At 57.7% G+C, this 19,284-nt stretch carries 15 protein-coding genes; all 15 read left to right on the top strand.

What is annotated here, in order from left to right; genetic code table 11:
• Window positions 1–38 precede the first annotated feature (38 nt).
• Window positions 39–347, top strand: coding sequence for a putative quinol monooxygenase (locus BPHYT_RS20210; protein WP_012425962.1), 309 nt, complete (start codon window positions 39–41; stop codon window positions 345–347).
• On the top strand, window positions 347–1,507 hold the full coding sequence (locus tag BPHYT_RS20205) for an iron-containing alcohol dehydrogenase (protein WP_041759435.1): 1,161 nt from the start codon (window positions 347–349) through the stop codon (window positions 1,505–1,507). Before BPHYT_RS20210 ends, BPHYT_RS20205 begins: the two co-directional genes overlap by 1 nt.
• A 279-nt stretch (window positions 1,508–1,786) precedes the next feature.
• Complete coding sequence (locus BPHYT_RS37410) at window positions 1,787–3,631, top strand: collagen-like triple helix repeat-containing protein (RefSeq protein ID WP_083772081.1); 1,845 nt, start codon at window positions 1,787–1,789, stop codon at window positions 3,629–3,631.
• 80 nt (window positions 3,632–3,711) lie between these two features.
• Window positions 3,712–4,980: an isoprenylcysteine carboxylmethyltransferase family protein gene (locus BPHYT_RS20190; RefSeq protein WP_012425958.1), complete on the top strand. Its 1,269-nt coding sequence runs from the start codon at window positions 3,712–3,714 to the stop codon at window positions 4,978–4,980.
• A gap of 419 nt (window positions 4,981–5,399) precedes the next feature.
• Window positions 5,400–5,711 (top strand): hypothetical protein, encoded by a 312-nt coding sequence (locus tag BPHYT_RS37405; RefSeq protein ID WP_148225134.1) that lies wholly within the window; start codon window positions 5,400–5,402, stop codon window positions 5,709–5,711.
• Window positions 5,712–6,785: 1,074 nt separating this feature from the next.
• Window positions 6,786–8,201: an undecaprenyl-phosphate glucose phosphotransferase gene (locus BPHYT_RS20185; RefSeq protein WP_012425956.1), complete on the top strand. Its 1,416-nt coding sequence runs from the start codon at window positions 6,786–6,788 to the stop codon at window positions 8,199–8,201.
• 131 nt (window positions 8,202–8,332) lie between these two features.
• Window positions 8,333–9,505 (top strand): polysaccharide biosynthesis/export family protein, encoded by a 1,173-nt coding sequence (locus BPHYT_RS20180; RefSeq protein ID WP_012425955.1) that lies wholly within the window; start codon window positions 8,333–8,335, stop codon window positions 9,503–9,505.
• Complete coding sequence (locus BPHYT_RS20175; RefSeq protein WP_012425954.1) at window positions 9,502–9,954, top strand: low molecular weight protein-tyrosine-phosphatase; 453 nt, start codon at window positions 9,502–9,504, stop codon at window positions 9,952–9,954. The genes BPHYT_RS20180 and BPHYT_RS20175 overlap by 4 nt, the downstream gene beginning before the upstream one ends.
• A gap of 56 nt (window positions 9,955–10,010) precedes the next feature.
• Window positions 10,011–12,233: a polysaccharide biosynthesis tyrosine autokinase gene (locus BPHYT_RS20170; protein WP_012425953.1), complete on the top strand. Its 2,223-nt coding sequence runs from the start codon at window positions 10,011–10,013 to the stop codon at window positions 12,231–12,233.
• 168 nt (window positions 12,234–12,401) lie between these two features.
• Window positions 12,402–13,640 carry a UDP-N-acetyl-D-mannosamine dehydrogenase gene (gene wecC / locus BPHYT_RS20165; RefSeq protein ID WP_012425952.1) on the top strand — a complete coding sequence of 413 codons (1,239 nt, stop codon included), beginning with the start codon at window positions 12,402–12,404 and terminating at the stop codon, window positions 13,638–13,640.
• The gene (locus BPHYT_RS20160; protein WP_012425951.1) at window positions 13,640–14,971 is read left to right on the top strand and encodes a hypothetical protein; all 1,332 of its coding nucleotides are present in this window, start codon (window positions 13,640–13,642) and stop codon (window positions 14,969–14,971) included. The genes wecC and BPHYT_RS20160 overlap by 1 nt, the downstream gene beginning before the upstream one ends.
• The gene (locus tag BPHYT_RS20155; protein ID WP_012425950.1) at window positions 14,968–16,227 is read left to right on the top strand and encodes a hypothetical protein; all 1,260 of its coding nucleotides are present in this window, start codon (window positions 14,968–14,970) and stop codon (window positions 16,225–16,227) included. The genes BPHYT_RS20160 and BPHYT_RS20155 overlap by 4 nt, the downstream gene beginning before the upstream one ends.
• A complete protein-coding gene (locus tag BPHYT_RS20150; RefSeq protein WP_012425949.1) occupies window positions 16,224–17,315 on the top strand; it encodes a glycosyltransferase family 4 protein in 1,092 nt (363 codons plus the stop codon). Before BPHYT_RS20155 ends, BPHYT_RS20150 begins: the two co-directional genes overlap by 4 nt.
• Entirely contained in the window at window positions 17,312–18,109 is a 798-nt protein-coding gene (locus tag BPHYT_RS20145) for a polysaccharide lyase (protein ID WP_012425948.1), read from the top strand. Before BPHYT_RS20150 ends, BPHYT_RS20145 begins: the two co-directional genes overlap by 4 nt.
• Window positions 18,106–19,272 (top strand): hypothetical protein, encoded by a 1,167-nt coding sequence (locus BPHYT_RS20140; protein ID WP_012425947.1) that lies wholly within the window; start codon window positions 18,106–18,108, stop codon window positions 19,270–19,272. Before BPHYT_RS20145 ends, BPHYT_RS20140 begins: the two co-directional genes overlap by 4 nt.
• Window positions 19,273–19,284 lie beyond the last annotated feature (12 nt).

Below are 19,284 nucleotides of genomic sequence, written 5' to 3'. Positions count from 1 at the left end.
TTGAACGTTAAGGTACCCACCCCGTTGGAGTGTGACTGATGGCCCATGCTTACCTGCAGGTGATCGCGCATTATTTCGCCAAGCCCGGCAATGGCGACGCGATCGTGAAGCCCCTTACGGAACTCGCCGCGGCAACCCGCAAAGAGCCGAAGAACATTTACTACGAATTCTTCCGCTCGCCGCTGGAGCCGGACCACTTCGTAATTCTCGAGAACTACAGCGACGCCGACGGGCTCGCCGAACATCGCGAAACCGAGCATTTCCAGCGGCTCGGGTTCGGCACCATCATTCCACTGCTCGAGCGGCGCGAAGTCGAAAGCCATATGGTGTCCGGAGACGCGCCATGATGAACGCGTTCCGGTTTCAAACGGTGCCGACGCTCGTCGTCGAGTTCGGCGCGGCGCGCCGTCTCGGCGCTTTGTTGCGCGCGCAATTTCCGGCGCTGTCGCGTGTGTGCGTCGTCACCGATGGTTTTCTGCACAGGAGCGGGTTGTTGAATCCGGCGCTCGCCGATCTTGCGACACATGGCTGGGACGCCACCGTGATCGACGACGTGATCGCCGATCCGCCCGAACACATCGTGCTCGAAGCGACGTCGCGTGCCCGGACTGCCGGCGCGGAAATCGTGCTGGGGCTCGGCGGCGGTTCATCGATGGATGTGGCGAAGCTGATCGCCGTGCTCGCGCCGCAGCAACAGCAGGCGCTCAGCGAGATGTACGGCGTCAACAAGATCACGGTGGCGCGTTTGCCGCTCGTGCAGATGCCGACCACCGCGGGCACCGGCTCTGAAGTCACGGCCGTGTCGATCGTGACGGTGGGTGAAGCGAAGAAGATGGGCGTGGTCGCGCCGCAACTGATCGCGGATCTGGCGATTCTCGACGCCGAACTCACGCTTGGCCTGCCCGTCGCGGCGACCGCGGCGACCGGCGTCGATGCGATGGTGCATGCCATCGAGGCGTACACGTCCGCGCATCTGAAGAATCCGGTTTCCGACCTGCTTGCGGTGAAGGCGCTCGACCTGCTCTCGCGCAACCTGCTGCCCGCTTGCGAGAACGGTGACGACCGAGCGGCGCGTGAGGCGATGCTGCTCGGCGCCACCTTCGCGGGCCAGGCGTTTGCGAATTCGCCGGTTGCCGCGGTTCATGCGCTCGCGTATCCGATCGGCGGCATTTATCACGTGCCGCATGGTCTTTCGAACGCGCTCGTGCTGCCGCATGTGTTGCGGTTCAATGCGGATGCGGCGGCGCCGTTGTACGCGGAACTTGCCGAGGTAGTCGTGCCCGGCGTTACCGGCAGCGACGAGAGCAAGACGCAAGCCCTGATTGAACGGCTCGAACAGATGATTGCAGCGACGGCGATTCCCGCGCGTCTGCGTGACGTCGGTATCGAGCAAAGCGGGCTCGAGCGGATGGCGAGCGATGCGATGTTGCAAACGCGGTTGCTGGTGAATAATCCGCGGCCGGTGACCGAGGCGGATGCGCTGGCGATTTATACGGCTGCGTTTTGATGCGGGTTTGTGGCGGGTATTTGCCGTTCCTATGCGAAGGTGCTGCGCGATGATTGCGGCGTGTTTCGCACCGTTACGGTCTGCGCTCGCGTTACGTAGCACGCGCGCGGAACACGGGTTTGTCGTTGAGACGGAAATTGGGATTCTGTCGGAGTAAATTCTTCTTGTGTTTTATTTTTTCGATATACCTGCGCTTTGAAAGCAAGATCACGCCATAAATGACATTTGGCGTGCAACTTGCAGCAGTGTCCCCGCCAATAGTCGTTCAACGGGGACATCATGAAAAAATTTGCCGGTCGGACAGCCATCGCTGTCGCGACGTCTACATTACTCGCGCTGTACGGATGCGGATCAACGCTTAACACCCCAAGTCCCGGACTCGGCGGTGGCGGTTTGGGTGGTACGTCGGGGTCGGGGACTTCGGGGACTTCGGGGACTTCGGGGACTTCGGGGACTTCGGGCACCTCCGGGACTTCAGGCACCTCCGGTACTTCGGGCACCTCCGGTACTTCGGGCACCTCCGGTACTTCGGGCACTTCGGGCACTTCGGGCACTTCGGGTACTTCGGGCACTTCGGGCACTTCGGGCACTTCGGGTACTTCGGGTACTTCGGGTACTTCGGGTACTTCGGGTACTTCGGGTACTTCGGGTACTTCGGGTACTTCGGGTACTTCGGGTACTTCGGGTACTTCGGGTACTTCGGGCACCTCGGGCACCTCGGGTACCTCGGGTACCTCGGGTACTTCGGGTACTTCGGGCACCTCGGGTACTTCAGGCACCTCCGGTACTTCGGGCACTTCGGGCACCTCGGGTACTTCGGGCACCTCGGGTACTTCGGGCACCTCGGGTACTTCGGGCACCTCGGGTACTTCGGGCACCTCGGGTACTTCGGGCACCTCGGGTACTTCGGGCACCTCCGGTACTTCAGGCACCTCCTCCACCCCCATCGGCAACATCATCACTCAGGCCAGCAATCTCATCACCGCCGTCGGCACGACCACCGCCGATACCGGCACCAAGATCACCGGCACCTCGGTTCCCGGCGTCAACGGCGCAACGACCTCGAACCTCGGCAACGCGATCACCGACCTCGGCAACGGCGTAAAGGTGCTGGGTAACGGCACCGCCGCGGGCCTCGGCACCGTCGGCAGCGCGGCCAATCCGCTCGGCCCGACGCTGACTTCGACTTCCGGCGTCGTCGCCAATACCGGTGCCGCCGTGACCGCGCTGGGCGGCGTGGTGAACAGTCTGGGCAGCGGCCCGCTGAAGCCGCTTTCCCCGGTGACGTCGACGCTCGGCAGCGTCGTCGGCGGCGTGGGCAGCGGCGTCACGGCAGTGGGCTCGGGATTGAATACCGCGCTCACCAGCGCGCCAGTCCAGCAGATCGAAACCCAGTTGAGTTCGGCGATCAACCCAATCACCACCACCGTCTCCAATACGACGCAGACGCTCGGCAACGCGACAGGTCTCGGCGCACCGCTCAACACCCTGCTCGGCACGCTCGGCAACGGACTCAACGCGGCGGGCCTGAAAGTGTCGGGCGCCACCGGCGATCAGGTCGGCAAGGACGTCGGCGGCGTCGTGAGCCAATTGGGCAAAACCGTGACGACTACGGGCGGGCTGTTCACTGGCGCGACCACCAATCCGCTCGCGCCGATCACGGGCTTACTTGGGCCGCTCGGCGGCCTCGGCGGCGCAGGCGGCTCGGGTGGCTCGGGCGGCGTCTCGATCCCGCCGCTGACCGGCCTGATCGGCAACCTCGGATCGCTGGGCGGCGCAGCGGGCGGCACGGGTGGCGCCGGCGGCGCGGCCGGCCTCCTCGCGCCGCTTACCGGCCTTCTCGGCAAGGTCGGTTCACCAGGCGGGACATCGGGTGCGGGCGGTCCGCTGGCACCCGTCGCCAGCGTGATCGGCTCGTTGACGGTCAACGTGACCGGCGGCGTTAGCGCCGGCGGTTCGTCGGGCGGCGCGGCCGGCAATCCGGTAACGGGCCTCATCAGCGGCTTGACCGGCGGCTCGGCCGGCGCCGCAGGCAGCAGCGGCTCGGGTAACAAGAATCCGCTCGCGCCGGTGACCAACCTGGTCGGCGGACTGCTCGGCGGCGTCGCGGCGGCCGGCAAATAAGCGTTACGCAAGCACGGCGGCCGGGCACCAAAAAAATCAACAGCCCGGCCGCCTTCAATGTCATGACAACGAGGGATGACATGAACTCCACTTTCGATACCGTCGCGCGCGTGCACGACCCGCGGCCGCGCTCGGCGACACCCTTTTCGATCGGCCTGCTCGGGATCGCCGTCGGATTGCTCACGCTCTGGTTGCTGCGCGATAGCAGCTCGTTCGATGGCGCGACGCGCAGCACCGTTGCCTGTCTGGCGATCATCGCGACAATTGCCGCTTACGAGCTGTTCGTCGCGCGCGTCTATTTGCGCCCGAGCGCCGGTCTCGCGAGCCGCGCGGTGCGGCCGCTGAGCATTGTGCGCGTCGAATTGCGCCTCGCGGCTCTGGCCTCGGTGTACGCGGGCATCGGCGCGCTTTACTGGCTGCTGCCTGAATATCACGGCGCCTTCTACAACCCGTTCTGGTCGCTGCTCGGTACGCTTGCGCCTTATGTGCTTATCGCGGCACCCTTTTACTTCGCGTGGATGGACCGGCATCAGCGCGAAACCGACGACGCATACCTGCTATGGGCGCGCTTCCTATTCCGCGGCGAGCGTCCCGCGAACTGGCGCCCAGTGCGCGAGATGTTGGCGGGCTGGATGGTGAAGGCGTTCTTCCTTCCGTTGATGATCGTCTATCTGTCCACCAATGCGGATCACCTCGACGCGTCGTTGACGACCGCGCTGAACGCGCCGTTCTCGCTTGCGACATTCCGATTCATGTACGACCTGTCGTTCGCGATGGACTTGATGTTCGGCACCGTGGGTTACCTCTGCACGTTGCGCATACTCGACAGTCACGTGCGCAGCGCAGAGCCGACGGTGTTGGGTTGGCTCGTCGCACTGATCTGCTATCAGCCGTTCTGGTCGCTCATCTCGAACCAGTACATTCACTACGAAGGCTCGGTGTTCTGGGACAACTGGCTTATTTCGATGCCGGTTGTACGAGTTGTGTGGGGCGCGGTCATTGTCGCTTTGCTGCTGTGCTATGCGCTTACGACTATCTCGTTCGGCTTGCGGTTTTCGAATTTGACGAATCGCGGGATCATTACTTCGGGACCCTATCGGTTTACCAAGCATCCCGCTTATATCGCGAAAAATCTGTCTTACTGGATGGTGACGGTGCCGTTTATCGAGCCGCTGGGATGGCGAGCGGCGGTGACGCATTGCGCGGCGCTACTGGCTGTGAATATGCTTTATTTCTTGCGCGCCAAGACAGAAGAAAAGCATTTGATGAATGATTCGGAGTACCGGGAGTACGCGGCGTGGATTGCGCGCAATGGCGTCTTTGCGAGGTTGTCGCGAGTGTTTGATTGAGTAACGAAGTCTGAGAAAGACTGCGTTCCAATACCTTTTCAGATGAAACAATGTCGACGCCTCACAAGGCCTGCTGACTATAACCGACTCAACTACGAGTTGCTCATCGCTAACGCCAATCGAGCGAGGGGCGACACCGGACACATTGCAAGACAACCGTAAGCGAGTCGATTTTTTTGTGGAGGCAGTTCACTGACACGATGCTCGTATTGGCCGGCGCGTAAGAAACAGCAGATCATGCAGCGCAGCAAATGCATTTGCGTCCTCGAGCATTAGAAACCTTGACCGAAAGATTGCGGCTTTGTAGGATGATGGCCGCCGCAACCGGCTCACACGGCAGGATAGATCCAGTCCACCCGCAACATAAGAACAAGGCCACTGCTAATGAATGGTGAGGTCATCGGGGTTATGGCATGACAATGGATGAAGATATCGCACACGTGGCGCGTGTGATGGTGCCGTCGCTCAGCGCATTTCGCGGTGAGCCCGTATTGCAGCCGGCTTATTGGCGCAGGCGGCTTCAGCGGATACAAAGCGAATTCCGGTTGACCGAAACGCAAGCATCGCAGATCCAGCATTTGCTGGGGGACCTGGATAGGTTTGAGGCGGAAAGCAGTACCAGGAGAACGCCACTCGGTACTAAAATTCGTGCTCCTTGGATACCGCGGCAGTGTGGAGATGATGCGCAGGGATTGATGCGATATGGAAAGCAATTTCCTCATGTAGAGTGAATTCGCACCGCGGTGGATCCAGCTCCGTGCTTTCTTTCAACACAACCCGCGGCATCTGGATGTGTCATGTTGATCAGATTCCAAATCGGCGACATCCGTCTTCACTCCAGTTAATCCACAGCAGCAAAAACTCCGGCTCGCATTCAACAGCATTCCTGTGAGCGCTGGTTGGGGCCGATGACTACCGTGCGCCGCAAGCGAAAACGATGCCCCACGCACGTCAAGCTCAGCACCTTCCGTCTTCCGTTCCCGGCTTGGGCGAGCCGTTACGCGCCAAGTAACGTGACGAGCCATTGCGAACGCTCAGGCCGGGGCTGCGGGACTGCTGAAGACAATTTACGGCATTACTCTCTTACGATACCTTGCTGGCGCCCGGCGCGATTGCGAGTGACGGGCGGCACGGGTACAACCGCGAAGTAGCGCAGCGGACCCCACAAGAAGGCGCCCCGCAACAACAGTCAGATCGCAGGTCGCCAGCAATACTGCCGGCTTTTTTAGCCGCTATCGAGCCGACACAAAACCAGGACGTTACGGCGCGCTGTTACGTTACGCCGCCCCGATACCGACGGCGCAGACCGCTACCGATCCCGGCGCTCGAACCCGGAGCCGTCGCCAGGCTTGACTCCGCAGCAAGACAGCAAACCTTCCCAACCAAAATCGCTTCCTGGCATGCTTGCTGCTTTAACCCTGTTGCTGCGCAAAAGACGCAAGCTAAAGAAAATGGGGAAAGTTAATGAGTGTCTCTTTCAATAGCTCGATCTGGCTCGGGGTGGGCCAGTTCTCTAGCAGCTCACGCCAGAGGAAAGCACCGAGCACGGCAACGCACTTTCGACCATTAAGCGACCGCATTTTTTGCGACCGCGCTGGGCCTTCGCAGTGGAGTACGAAAGTTTGTTCGTAGCCGATCAGCGAGCAGCCGAACCATCCCCTCAGGATTCAGCAAGACCACGATGTCGTCGGTAGGCTGATTTCCTAGAACAGAGGAATACTAAAAACAGAATCCATCTTGTCACAAGACGGATTTTTTCTGGGGCACCACGTGCGCCTGGAAAGCGTATAGGACACGGCCATAGCATGAACGCCATCTCAACCGCACATGAGAGCAGGAAGTCAACGGGCTTTCAAGGATTGCTCGCACGGATCCTCGACATCTCGTTGATTGTCGGAGGTGCAGTTGCAGCTTCACAGATTCGCTTTGAGGATCTGACAGGGAATCATGTTGATACAGGTTTCATCGCATTTGCCGCAGCTTTCGCTTTGGCGCTGTTTCCAGTGTTCGGCGTGTATCAATCGTGGCGAGGGCGTTCCATGCTCCGCCTCATTAGCCAGATCTCCCTCGCGTGGCTAGTCGCGCAGAGTTGCGGGCTGATCCTAATGTTCTCCCTGCATCGGACGGATCTCATATCACGACTTTGGTTCGCCTATTGGACGGGCATGACCGGTGCGGCACTCATCGTTTCCAGATCATTGACGTATGCGCTGTTGCGCCGCGTGCGTGACGCAGGCCTGAATTTGCGCAGTGTCGCGGTGGTTGGGCGCGGCTCGCATTGTCAGCAGGTGGTACGCAGCATCCAGGCAGCACGGGCGAGTGGCTTCCGGGTGTCAGCGGCATTCGACCTGTTTACATGTGTTGAGCGTTCTATCTCGAACACTCCGCTTTTCGATGAGTTCACTGAGTTCTCAGACTTCGTTCGAACTGAAAGCATTCAGGAAATCTGGCTTGCGCTCCCACTGTCGGAAGAAAGCATGATTTCGCGCTGCTTGCAGGAATTCCGTGACGACCTGGTCAACATTCGCTTCCTTCCAGACGTAAGTAGCCTGGCCCTGTTCGACAGCAGCGTTATTGACCTGATCGGCGTGCCGGCTATCAATCTCGTTGCGTCGCCTTTGTCGTCGCATGCGTTATTAAAGAAAGAGATTTTCGATCGGCTATTTGCAATCGCGGCGTTGTTCTGCGTGGCACCCCTTATGGTTTCCGTTGCGGTCGCGGTCAAGCTGTCGTCACCCGGACCGGTCTTTTTCGCACAAAAGAGAAAGGGAGCCGACGGGCAGGTCTTCAGGATCTACAAGTTTCGGACGATGCGCATGCACGCCTCCGAGCCCGGCGTCGTCAAGCAGGCGTCACGCAACGACCCACGGATCACGCCAGTAGGGGCCTTCTTGCGGCGCACGAGTCTGGACGAATTGCCCCAATTCCTGAACGTGCTAAGGGGCGATATGTCGATAGTCGGGCCGCGTCCGCATGCCATTGAACACGACGAACTCTATCGGACGATTGTAGATGGATACATCCACCGGTACCGGATCAAACCCGGGATCACCGGATGGGCACAAGTGAACGGCTACCGCGGAGAAACAGACCGCGTCGAAAAAATGCAAAAGCGAGTCGAGCATGACCTGTACTACCTGCGGAATTGGTCCTTCGGGCTAGACATGAAAATTGTTTTGGCTACGGTAGTACGTGGATTTACGCATAGAAACGCGTACTAGGGCTGCTTGAACCGATTCCGGCGCAGCAATAACTAGAACAATGGCTAGCACGTCTCTCTAACGAAGTTAGTTGCTACATCGACGACTCCAGCCAGCTCGCCAAAAAATTGAACAATACGAGGATTCATTCTATGGGCCATTCGAAGAGAACTTTTGAATACGGCGTCTGGCGTCAATATCGTCGGCGTTTACGCAGAGCTTTATGCGTCGCATTCTGTTACGGACTCGTGGCATGCGCAGCCGCGCCCGGCATGCGGATGCCTACATCAGCAAGCTTGCCAACGGGAAACAGCAATGCACAAGGTCAGCAAGCGGATCTGCAGATTCCGATCGTCGACATCAACACGGCATTGATCAAGAAGCTGCGCGATGCCTCGGATCAGACGAGCACGGATCAGACCCGCGAATTGTCGGGACAAACTGGCCCCTACACGCTCGGCGTGGGAGATGTACTGCAGATCACCGTCTGGGACCATCCCGAATTGGCAGCCGCATTGGGCAACCAGAACCAGAACAATTCAAGACCTTTCGATCCGGCCCAAGGCTTTGTGATCGACAACGGCGGAAACATACAGTTTCCGTACGCAGGCTCAATCCACGTGGCTGGTCTTCGCGTCGAACAGGCTCAACAAGCGGTCTATGCGGAGCTGTCGAAAATCTTCATCAAGCCGCAGCTCACCGTTCGAGTCACATCATTTCGCGCCAAGCAGATTTACGTGGATGGCGAAGTCAGAACCCCTGGCGCTGTGCCAGTCAACGACATTCCGTTGACACTCTATGAAGCGATCAACCGCGCCGGTGGCTTTAGTCCGGCCGCTGATCAAAGCCGGATGATCCTGGTACGCAACGGCGTTTCTTATCGCCTCAACCTCTCCAAAATGCTCGAGAGCGACCAAAACCCATCCGGGATCATGCTTAAGAACGGCGACCTGCTGAGAGTCGTATCGCGCGACGACAACGGCGTATTTGTCATGGGCGAAGTTAATAAGCCCGTAACAGCACTGCCAATGAAGAGCGGCAAGCTCACATTGAGCGATGCTCTCTCGCAAGCCGGCAGCCTGAATACCGCCAGCGCGGACGCGGCACAACTCTACGTGATACGTGGGTCGACAGACTCGCAGGCAGAGGTTTTCCATCTCGACGCGCACTCCCCGGTATCGATGATCCTGGCGAATCAATTCGAACTGCAACCGAAAGATGTGGTGTACGTCGACGGCAACGGCCTCGTGCGTTTTAGCCGCGTGCTGAGTCTGCTTCTCCCAGCCATCAATGCGGGTCTAACTACAGCGATTGTGACCAAATGATCAATACGGTACTCATAGTCTGCGAGGGTAACCTCTGTCGCAGTCCGATGGCGCAAGGGCTTTTACAGCGGGAACTGTCCGACATCGAAGTGACGTCAGCCGGTCTTTCCGCCGCCAAAGGTGCACCGATGGACCGCTTCGCGCGCGAGATGCTAGCGGACCGGGGGATCGATATGTCGTCACACGTAGCCAGACGTCTCAACGAGCGAGTGTGTGGCGCGGCGGACCTGATTCTTGTCATGGAGTTGGCTCAGAAGCAGGCAATCGAAAAGTTCTATCCGACTGCACGCGGTCGGGTCTATCGACTGGCAGATGCCGATCACGTCGATGTGCCAGATCCGTTTGGCCGATCCGCGCGCATCTACGATCAGGCTATGACCTTGATTGAACGCGGCGTGCTGGATTGGACAAGACGCATTGTGGATCTGTCCCGGGGCTTGCGTGCATAGCACGATGAGCCGGTGCATCGCGCCAATAAACCGCTGAAATACGAGCCTACAAAAAAATGAAAAATCAATTTTCCCGTGACGAGGACGAAATTGACATCCGTGCACTCATAGATGTCATTTTCAAGAATAAGAAGCTGATCATTGCGGTCACTATCGTGTGCACGCTCATCGGGGTCATGTACGCATTCCTGGCAACGCCGATTTACCGGGGTGATATAACGGTTCAGGTAGAAGACAACTCAGACCTTGCAGGCGCGGCAGCCGGCAACCTCATGAGCGGATTGACGTCCCTGTTCGACATCAAATCAACAGACGACGGCGAAATGCAAATCCTCGACTCGCGACTTGTCACCGCAAACATGGTCGACGAATTGCGCCTCTACATCGACGCCAGACCCAAATACTTTCCGTTGCTTGGGGCATTCATTGCGAAGCATCGGACTTCGCTATCTCAGCCGGGAATTCTCGGCGTAGGCGGCTATGCGTGGGGCTCGGAAAGCATAGTAGTCGACCAATTCGACGTGCCTGGTGAGTTTGAAGAAGATAAGTTCTCCGTCACCACGCTGGGCAACAACCGATATCGGCTCTCGGGCAGCGATCTCAACGCCGATGTCGTTGGTGTGGTCGGCGTTCCCTTGTTGGCGAACACCTCTTCCGGGCCGATCAAGCTGCTGGTGTCGCGGTTGAGCAGCAGAGAGAACGCACAATTCGAGTTGCGACGCTTTTCCCGAATTCAAGTCCTCGAACAGTTGCGAAAGGATCTGGTGATCACAGAGATGGGCAAGGATCAATCCGGCGTCATCGGCGTGACTTATGACGACCAGGACCCAGCCCGCGCAGCGGCAGTATTGAACAAGATCGCAGAAAACTACGTCGCGCAAAATGCCGACCGCAAGGCCGCGGCGGCGGAAAAGTCCCTCGTTTTCCTGAAAAGCCAACTTCCGGACGTAGAGCGCAGCCTGAGGCTGGCTGAAGACCGTCTCAATGCCTATCAGAACCGCCACAAAGTCGTCGATCTCAGCGAGCAGGCGAAGGCCGTGCTCGGCCAGGCCGTCGAGGCGCAGTCCAGCCTGTTCCAACTCGAGCAAAAACGTAAGGAACTTGCAACGATCTATAGCGCTCAATATCCCGCCGTGCTCGCACTGGATCAACAAATCGCCGCCGCGCGCGCGCATATCGACAATTTCAACGAGTCGATCCAGCGCCTTCCTGACGATCAGCAAAATATCGTCCGACTGAATCGCGACGTGACTGTTCAAACAAGCCTGTATGTCGGATTGCTCAATAGCGTTCAACAACTGCAACTTGCTACGGCAAGCAAGATTGGGAACGTCCGCGTAATCGATCACGCACTGGTCGCCGACAAACCGACAAAGCCGAAGAAAGCCCTCGTTATTGCATTGGCAGCCGTCATCGGGTTGTTTGGCGGAATCGGTTTCGCCTTGGCGCGTTCAACGCTGTTTGGCGGCCTGACTGACCCGATGGATATCGAACGTGATCTGTCTCTTGACGTCATTGCCACTATCCCGCTGAGCGATACCCAGCGTCAACTGACGCGAGTCAGGGAACGAGGCGGCCGTCGCGGTCCGTCGATTCTCGCACTGGCGCGCCCACAAGAACCCGCAGTCGAAGCCATTCGAAGCCTCTGCACCGCGTTGCAGTTCGCGCTGCTGGAGAACCCGAAGAATAACGTCATTTTAATGACTGGACCTTCCGTCGGTATTGGCAAGTCATTCACATCCGCAAACCTCGCGGCTCTGCTGGGAATGTCCAAGAAACGTGTGCTCTTGATGGATGTCGATCTTCGCCGGGGCCATCTGGCTGCTGAGTTCGATGTGTCCGGCAAAGTCGGACTCTCCAACGTGCTCCGGGATGACATGCCGCTGGAGGCGGCCATCATCAAAGATGTGTCTCCGAACGTGGACTTCCTCGCTACGGGTCCGTTGATGGCGCAGCCGGTCGAGTTACTGTCTTCGGGCGGCATCGCCAAAATTCTGGCAGACGTGTCCGGCCGATACGACATTGTCCTCCTGGATGCACCGCCGGTGCTTCCGGTCACAGATGCGACGGTCTTCGCGCCTTTCGCCGGAATTGTTCTTCTGGCGGCACGTTCGGGCATGACCAGCAGTGGCGAGCTTCTCGAATCCGCAAAACGAATCGAACGTGTCGGAGCAAAGATTACCGGCATCGTCTTCAACGGCTTCAAACCAAGCTTGCGCTCTGCACAGTACGGAGACTATGGCGGTTATGCGTATTTGAGTAACGCGTCGGACACGTGAAATGAGCGACCGGTTCACGATGGGACGCGCTAGAAAACTTTGCGGTAACAGCGCGACAAACAAGGGGAACGCTAACGTTTTATCCGTAACACCGGGCGTCGCGCAGACCGCGTAACAGTCCGCAGCTTTTCTCCATTAAAAAACTTATCAAGCGACGAGACCAACGCTATGTCATTCGATGTCGTTTCCATTATTGGACTGGGTTATATTGGTTTGCCCACCGCTGCGGCGTTTGCCGCGCGCCGAAAGAAGGTTATCGGCGTCGATGTATCGCAGCGCACGGTCGATACGATTAACAAAGGTGAGATTCATATCGTCGAACCAGAGTTGGACATGCTGGTTCACGCCGCGGTGACACAGGGATATTTGCGCGCAACACAGACGCCAGAGCCGGCCGATGCATTTCTTATCGCCGTTCCAACGCCGTTTTGTGACGGGAATAAGCCCGATCTGAGTTATATAGAAGCAGCAAGTCGCTCAATTGCTCCCGCACTCAAAAAGGGCGATATCGTCGTCCTCGAATCGACCTCACCTGTGGGAACGACCGAAAAGATGTCGGCGTGGCTGGCCGAGTGCCGTCCCGATCTGACCTTCCCTCAGCATTCCGGCGAGCAGTCCGACATACGCGTTGCTCACTGTCCGGAACGCGTACTCCCGGGACACGTCATCCGCGAACTCGTACAAAACGACCGTGTGATCGGCGGCATGACCCGTCGATGCGGCGAGTTGGCTCGCGAGCTTTATCAGATCTTCGTTCAGGGCGACTGTATCCTGACGGACGCGCGCACCGCCGAAATGTGCAAGCTTTCTGAAAACGCGTTTCGTGACGTCAACATTGCGTACGCGAATGAATTGTCGATGATCTGCGATCGGCTCGATATCAACGTGTGGGAACTCATCCGCCTCGCCAATCGCCACCCTCGCGTAAGTATTCTCCAGCCTGGGCCGGGTGTCGGCGGGCATTGCATCGCTGTCGACCCATGGTTCATCGTCGACTCGGCACCTGAAGAAGCCAAACTGATTCGGGCAGCCCGTGGCGTGAACGACGGCAAACCTCACTACGTTATCGATCAGACAAAGCGCTTGGCGGCGCGCTTCAAAACACCTGTGATTGCCTGTCTCGGACTCGCATTCAAGGCCAACATCGACGACTTGCGTGAAAGCCCGGCGATAGACATCGTCAGTCAACTCGCGGACGAGCATGTGGCGGACATCGTTGTTGTCGAACCCAACGTGTCGGTTCTTCCGGACGCGCTTCGCGGCAAAGTTGAGCTAACCAGCCTGGCGAGCGCAATTGAGGCAGCTGATATTGTTCTGTTGCTGGTCGATCACCGCGAGTTCAAGGACATTAACCGGCGCCGCTTGCAGTCGAAGCTTCTTGTGGATACACGGGGAATCTTCGCGTGATGAAGCAAGGAAACGCGAATGCGGTGCGCCGGCGTCTCAGGTTCGACGCGCTGGCCGGCGCCGTGTCCGTCGAACGCATCGAAGCCCTGATCTGTACCGGATCGCCAGGGCTTTACCGCGTGGTTGTTTTCTTCGCGGTTCAGCATGTCTATTCGCTTGCGGAGCTCGGACGCACTGCATCGAGCATGTCGATCGCGCAGATGGTTGCGTTCTTTACTGCAATTGGATGGGCGACATTGATACTGGTGCGTGTGCCTGCGGCCACGACCGAGCAAGGCGCGATCGCGGTATTTTATCGAGTCGCGACGATGAGTCTTGCCACGACTGTCTTGTGCACCCTTCTCGCACTGACCATCGCTTTCTTCAAAACAGTTCAGTTTGATCTGCCCGCATTCGTCGCGTTGCTGTGGGGTTGGACGGCTTACCAGATCGCGCGCCACTACTTTGTTGCTCTAAAACGCTTCCGCATCGCGATTGCCTTCGATATCGCACTGATCGCCAGTTCGGGGGGCATGCTCGCCCTTTGCCATCGTGGCGGACTGTCGGCCGACAACGCGGTGGCAATGGCACTTGGCGCAATTGCCATTGCGATGTTCGTCCGAATCGGTCGACCAGCGCTCGACGTGTTGCCAAAGAGACTGGACACCGAGGGACTCCAGTTCGGACTTACAAATTTCTTGTCCGGTGGAATTCAATTGGTCTTCGTGCCGGCGGCGACAATCATGTGTGGCGCCGCGTTTGCCGGGATGCTATCGCTACTTTCGTCAGTTACCGCGATCGGGATGCTACTGCCGCGCGCGATATCAATGACGCAGTTGGCAGATCTCGCCAAGCGCAAGGCAGCCTCGCTTTCTCTCGACGATTCGCTTCATACGATGAGCCGCAATATTGGTTGGTGTAACGGAGCGATGCTGGTTTTCAACGTCATTCTGGTTCTGCTGCTAGCCGCGAGGCCGGTACACGGTGCCGCGCATCAGTCGGGCATCATCGTTGCCGGCCTGTTGCTTGCAATCCAATGCGCGGTCGGCATGATGGGTATCGCAAACAGCAGCATCATGATGGTGTTCGAGCGAGGCGGCTCGGCGGCGAAAATAAACATCTTCACGACGTCGGCGTTCGCATTGCTCGCTGTTCCTTGCTATGCATACGGAGGCCAAAGCGGTCTCATGATGATTCTGTGTGCGGCGATAGCGGTCACAGTCTGGCGTAATTGGCTGATCAGATGCTGCGCCCGCCAGATTCATAGCCGATACGTCGATCTCTGCGGATCGGCCGCTGTTTCCGACGTGAAATGCCAAGTACAACCGCTAGCCTGTGGAGCGTCCCGATGAACGCTAGCATTGCGTTTGTGCCTTCCTATCGCGAATCGCAGCTGACCGGATGGCATTCCGTGGGCGCGTGGGCGATATCTTTCTCCTATCTGCTATTTTGCATCAGCGATACGCTTCTTTCACTTGAAATGGACGGGTCCCAGCTCGTCAAGCTCGGTGCATTTGTCTTGCTGGCCGTCGCGATTTTGCTTCGCCCGAGATTTCACAAGCTCATCGCATTGATCGTCCCTTTCATGTTGGCGCTCTATATAGCCATGTGGCGAGCATTCAACGTCAATGCGGGTGGGGAAGAGTTTTTGCGGTTTCTCGCACCCATGGCGATCACCGTCGCGATATTCGCGTACAGAAGCAAGCTTGCGCCGGTCCTCTTCATGTTCTTTGCCGTCGTATTGAGCAACGATTTATTTCAATGTTACTTTTACCTTGCTTATGGATTGAAACTTCCGCTGTTTTTGCCAGTTAAGTTTGATTCGGGTTTGTATCTGAGGGCACAAGGATGGATCGGATTCTTCTCAGAATTCAGTTTCATCAATTTCTGCGCGTTTCTTGTGTGCCGCCACTACCGGCCGACCCGGCGATCACAGCGAGCGGCGTGGATTTTTCTGACATTTGCCCTCCTGGGAGTCTCATTCAAAATCTTCGCTACGATCGCAATGTATTTCATCGTCGCGAGAAAGCTGACCGTACGCTCCTTCATCGCCGCGTTATCCGCGATTGGCCTCGTGCTGTTTGCTCTGATGGCGGGGCTGCTTGATTCGTTAATCAAGATCGCAATGACCAAGATCTCCTTCTACGTCGTAGCTGGGAATTCGGCGCGCGCGGAGTCGTATCGCGTCATGTTCCAGTCGCTGATGAAAGGGAACATTTTCGGTGAAGGGCTCGGCTCCTTTGGTGGACCAGCCTCCGTCAAGTACCACTCACCGCTTTACAGCATCTATCACTTCAACTGGTATGGGCTCGGAAATACCCTGACGACTACCGACACGTTCTATCCACATCTTTTTGTTGAACTTGGTGTATTGGGCGCCATCTTGTGGCTCGCATTTATGCTCCTGTATGGACAGGTTAGCAAGCGTCGACGTGTCTGGCTATTTTTGGTCGGTGCGTTTTGCTTCGACAACATCTTCTCAATGTCATTTGTTTCAGCATCCTACGTCTTCTCAGCGCTCATGCTCATGTATCTGTTTTCTGACAATGGGTCCCTGATCTCGCGACCCCCGTCGGCTGCGGGGAAACGTGCCGGAGCCATGCGATGAGCATTCGAGTATTGCAGGTAGGGCCGGGGCATGGGCAACAAGGAGGCATAGCGTCGGTACTTTCTCAGTTAGCCAGGAGTCGGGAGCAGTTCGGGCGCGCGGGCGTTGCCGTTTCGTTCTTCGAAACGCGCGGGTTTCGAAATCTGGGTGATCTGCTGGCGTTTGCCTTGATCGATATGCCGTCCTTTGTACGGGCCACCATCCGGGCTGACGTTGTGCATTTCCACGTCTCCGAACGCGGATCGTTCTATCGGAAGTTTGCGCTCTTCGTTGTCGCGAGACTCCTCGGAAAACGCACTGTATTTCAGCTACATTCCGGGAATTTCGAACGCTTCATCCAAGATGCCGACAGGGTGACGCGCCTACTGGCGGGATTGTTCATTGATAAGACCGACTGCGTTATCGCCGTTTCAACGCCTATAGCAAAGTGCCTTCAACATTGGCGTCGAACCGATGCAGTCCAGGTCGTTGGGAATATGGCGCTCGATGCAGAGCACGGCGCGCCAACGGCTACTCCCCTTGCTTGTTCGAGGCCGTACATTGCATTTGCCGGGCGCTTGAGCGAAGCGAAGGGACTCGATGAACTAATTCGAGCAGTCGCTGACCTGGTCCGCAGAGGGCGGGATATCGAAGTCCGGGTGGCTGGAACCGGTGACATGCTGCGCTGGCAGCGCATCGCTGCGGCGCACGGACTCGATGAGCGGGTAGTCTTCGAAGGATGGCTCGATGGCAATGCAAAGTTGGCGTTTTATCGCGGAGCACGTCTATTCTGTATGCCAAGCCATTTCGAATCGTTCGGCATTGCCACACTCGAAGCAATGTTCTGTGGTCTGCCGGTCGTGGGCACACGTCTCGGCGGATTTCTCGATCTCGTTGAAGACGGTGTCAGCGGATATCTGGTCGACGGGCACGATTCGCGTGGGCTAGCGGAGGCGATATGCAAACTGGTCGATGATCCGGAACATGCAATGCGTATGGGTTGCGTAGGACTGGTTCGCGCTCAAACCTGCTTTCGGGCCGCATCGATCGTTGATCGATATGTTGATTGCTATAGGCGGGTCGATACACGCGGGAGGAGCGAACGATGAATCCAAGACGCTACGTCACAGCCGTCACGCTAACGTTCTTTGCAACCTGCTCGATCGCTCAAACGGTTGACGATCCAGTGCGACAGCTTGCCGGCTTTCAAACGCTGTTTGCCACGAATTGGACGCACGGCTTCGATCCTACGGTCGACATTCAAAGCCCCGATACTCGTGACCTCATGGTAGTCAAAGATCCGTTATCTCCAGATCGGCATGCAGTCAAAGTCAACATCCGGCGCAGCGAGGATTTCTCTCACGTCGCCAATGGCACGCCACGCGGCGAATTGGTGTTCGCACGGGCCGCGAAAATTGCTTCTGGGCACGAGTACCGTATTGAATGGTCGACGCTGCTACCGGCCGACTTTGTGTTCGACGATGAACAGATGCAAATCATAATGCAGGTCCACCAAACGGACACGTGGGTCGGTTCGCCACCGCTCATGTTGCAACTGCAAGGGGGCGATTACCTGTTCTCAGAACGCGGTGGGACTGACACCAAGCACGGTCATGACATTCTTCTGCCAGACGCGAGCGCGGACCGCGGGAAATGGGTTCATTGGATTCTGCGTTATCAACCCGACGCGACTGGCAAGCGTGCAGTGACGGATTTATGGAAAAACGGGGTGCCCGTATTCGCTTCCCGCGGTTTCCCGAATGCGTATCCTCACGAACGCCACGCCTATTTGAAGCTTGGAGTCTATAAGCCAAGCTGGCAAAATTTTCAATCTCGGACTAGTGAGACTGGATTGTTTTATGGACCTGTCTCTATCTCGGAGCGCGCGGAGGGCGGCGAATGACTATCCATCTCGACGCCGGCCCGCTCGCCGACGCGCTGGTTATGCAATGCCGTTCAACCGGCTACGCCGGCTACGACCCTTTTGACGGCCTCAATAGCGTATTGTTCGAGAAGCTAGGACTTGGCTGTCTGCCGTTCGCAAAGATTGCGTGGCTACAGCTTCACAAACGCAGCCTCGCAAACTTGCGCCCACTTGTCGGCGTTGCGCGCCGCCGCAACCCCAAAGGCATCGCATTGATCATCCTTGGACTTCTTGAACGTGAACGAAGGGTGGGCGACGGATGGTCAATTGAAGAAGCTGTTGGGCTCGCGGATTGGCTGCTGGACCAGCGTTGCGATCGGAAGAAATGGACGCACAGCGCCTGGGGTTACCACTTTGACTGGGCCGCGCGCGCTTTCTTCGTGCCTCGCGGCACGCCCAATGCAATCACGACATGTTACATAGCCCGGGCACTGACCGCACTCGGAGATGAGACCGGTGAGCGGCGATTTACAGATGCGGCGACAGACGCCGGATTCTTTATCGATTCACTCTACCGGGAGGGGGATGGCTATTACGCATACATCCCCGGTGAATCCGCCTTCGTACACAACGCAAACTTGTGGGCGGCTGCGGTTGTCGGCGAAACCGCGAGTCGCGTGGGTAATGGTGCGCTGATGCAGCGCGCGCTCGGCGCTGCCCGCCGCTCAGTAGCAATGCAACGTGAGGACGGCGCGTGGCGCTACGGCACTCGCGACCATCACTCTTTCGTGGATGGCTTTCACACCGGCTACAACCTCGAAGCACTGTCGGCACTACAACGATCGGCCGGAACTGATGAGTTTAGCGACGCCATCGGTCGCGGAATGGCCTACTACCGACAGAATTTCTTTTTGCCAGATGGCACTGTTAAATACTACGACAACGCTATCTGGCCGCTCGATACGCATTCGGTAGCTCAGGCATTGCTTACGCTGCTGAACGTTGGCGCGTCCGATGAAGATCACAGGTTGGCGGATCGAGTTTTCAAGCGAGCGCTCAACACGCTCTACATGCCGCGTGAGCGCCGTTTCATGTACCAGAGAGGAAGACTGACAAAGAATCGAATCAACTATTTACGATGGACGCAGGCGTGGGCCTTCTACGCCATCGGCGCCTACGCAAACAGCGCCCGATTCAAGTGAGAGAAATAAAAA

This window comes from Paraburkholderia phytofirmans PsJN (genome assembly GCF_000020125.1).
GTDB lineage: Bacteria > Pseudomonadota > Gammaproteobacteria > Burkholderiales > Burkholderiaceae > Paraburkholderia > Paraburkholderia phytofirmans.
Note: the sequence above shows the minus strand (reverse complement) of the source record. Positions and strands in the feature narration are given on the sequence as shown.